The organism is Bacillus cereus group sp. RP32, assembly GCF_040459735.1.
Taxonomy (GTDB): domain Bacteria; phylum Bacillota; class Bacilli; order Bacillales; family Bacillaceae_G; genus Bacillus_A; species Bacillus_A wiedmannii.
In genome coordinates this window covers 5,242,501-5,245,000 of sequence record NZ_JARVHO010000001.1, presented here as the reverse complement: position 1 = coordinate 5,245,000, position 2,500 = coordinate 5,242,501, and the positions used below count along the sequence as shown (strand labels likewise).

Here is a 2,500-nt window from a genome sequence, read left to right as displayed (position 1 = left end):
GTTAATGGGTGATGGCGTGCCTTTTGTAGAATGAACCGGCGAGTTACGATCCCGTGCGAGGTTAAGCTGAAGAGGCGGAGCCGCAGCGAAAGCGAGTCTGAATAGGGCGTTTAGTACGTGGTCGTAGACCCGAAACCAGGTGATCTACCCATGTCCAGGGTGAAGTTCAGGTAACACTGAATGGAGGCCCGAACCCACGCACGTTGAAAAGTGCGGGGATGAGGTGTGGGTAGCGGAGAAATTCCAATCGAACCTGGAGATAGCTGGTTCTCCCCGAAATAGCTTTAGGGCTAGCCTTAAGTGTAAGAGTCTTGGAGGTAGAGCACTGATTGAACTAGGGGTCCTCATCGGATTACCGAATTCAGTCAAACTCCGAATGCCAATGACTTATCCTTAGGAGTCAGACTGCGAGTGATAAGATCCGTAGTCAAGAGGGAAACAGCCCAGATCGCCAGCTAAGGTCCCAAAGTGTGTATTAAGTGGAAAAGGATGTGGAGTTGCTTAGACAACTAGGATGTTGGCTTAGAAGCAGCCACCATTTAAAGAGTGCGTAATAGCTCACTAGTCGAGTGACTCTGCGCCGAAAATGTACCGGGGCTAAATACACCACCGAAGCTGCGAATTGATACCAATGGTATCAGTGGTAGGGGAGCGTTCTAAGTGCAGTGAAGTCAGACCGGAAGGACTGGTGGAGCGCTTAGAAGTGAGAATGCCGGTATGAGTAGCGAAAGACGGGTGAGAATCCCGTCCACCGAATGCCTAAGGTTTCCTGAGGAAGGCTCGTCCGCTCAGGGTTAGTCAGGACCTAAGCCGAGGCCGACAGGCGTAGGCGATGGACAACAGGTTGATATTCCTGTACCACCTCTTTATCGTTTGAGCAATGGAGGGACGCAGAAGGATAGAAGAAGCGTGCGATTGGTTGTGCACGTCCAAGCAGTTAGGCTGATAAGTAGGCAAATCCGCTTATCGTGAAGGCTGAGCTGTGATGGGGAAGCTCCTTATGGAGCGAAGTCTTTGATTCCCCGCTGCCAAGAAAAGCTTCTAGCGAGATAAAAGGTGCCTGTACCGCAAACCGACACAGGTAGGCGAGGAGAGAATCCTAAGGTGTGCGAGAGAACTCTGGTTAAGGAACTCGGCAAAATGACCCCGTAACTTCGGGAGAAGGGGTGCTTTCTTAACGGAAAGCCGCAGTGAATAGGCCCAAGCGACTGTTTAGCAAAAACACAGGTCTCTGCGAAGCCGTAAGGCGAAGTATAGGGGCTGACACCTGCCCGGTGCTGGAAGGTTAAGGAGAGGGGTTAGCGTAAGCGAAGCTCTGAACTGAAGCCCCAGTAAACGGCGGCCGTAACTATAACGGTCCTAAGGTAGCGAAATTCCTTGTCGGGTAAGTTCCGACCCGCACGAAAGGTGTAACGATTTGGGCACTGTCTCAACCAGAGACTCGGTGAAATTATAGTACCTGTGAAGATGCAGGTTACCCGCGACAGGACGGAAAGACCCCGTGGAGCTTTACTGTAGCCTGATATTGAATTTTGGTACAGTTTGTACAGGATAGGCGGGAGCCATTGAAACCGGAGCGCTAGCTTCGGTGGAGGCGCTGGTGGGATACCGCCCTGACTGTATTGAAATTCTAACCTACGGGTCTTATCGACCCGGGAGACAGTGTCAGGTGGGCAGTTTGACTGGGGCGGTCGCCTCCTAAAGTGTAACGGAGGCGCCCAAAGGTTCCCTCAGAATGGTTGGAAATCATTCGTAGAGTGCAAAGGCATAAGGGAGCTTGACTGCGAGACCTACAAGTCGAGCAGGGACGAAAGTCGGGCTTAGTGATCCGGTGGTTCCGCATGGAAGGGCCATCGCTCAACGGATAAAAGCTACCCCGGGGATAACAGGCTTATCTCCCCCAAGAGTCCACATCGACGGGGAGGTTTGGCACCTCGATGTCGGCTCATCGCATCCTGGGGCTGTAGTCGGTCCCAAGGGTTGGGCTGTTCGCCCATTAAAGCGGTACGCGAGCTGGGTTCAGAACGTCGTGAGACAGTTCGGTCCCTATCCGTCGTGGGCGTAGGAAATTTGAGAGGAGCTGTCCTTAGTACGAGAGGACCGGGATGGACGCACCGCTGGTGTACCAGTTGTTCTGCCAAGGGCATAGCTGGGTAGCTATGTGCGGAAGGGATAAGTGCTGAAAGCATCTAAGCATGAAGCCCCCCTCAAGATGAGATTTCCCATAGCGTAAGCTAGTAAGATCCCTGAAAGATGATCAGGTTGATAGGTTCGAGGTGGAAGCATGGTGACATGTGGAGCTGACGAATACTAATAGATCGAGGACTTAACCATATAATATGTAGCAAATGTTATCTAGTTTTGAAAGAATATAAAAAACTTGTTGACTTTAAAAGTTAAATAAGTTACAATAATTCTTGTCTTAAATGAATACAGTCTGGTAATGATGGCAGAGAGGCCACACCCGTTCCCATACCGAACACGGAAGTTAAGCTCTCTA

General features: G+C 51.0%; 2 rRNA genes (both running past the window's edge). Both read left to right on the top strand.

From position 1 onward, the window contains the following. Positions 1–2,334: ribosomal RNA gene (locus tag QCI46_RS27020) — 23S ribosomal RNA — on the top strand (it extends 588 nt beyond the left edge of the window). A gap of 102 nt (positions 2,335–2,436) precedes the next feature. Continuing rightward, positions 2,437–2,500 (top strand): 5S ribosomal RNA (gene rrf, locus QCI46_RS27015) (it continues 52 nt past the right edge of the window).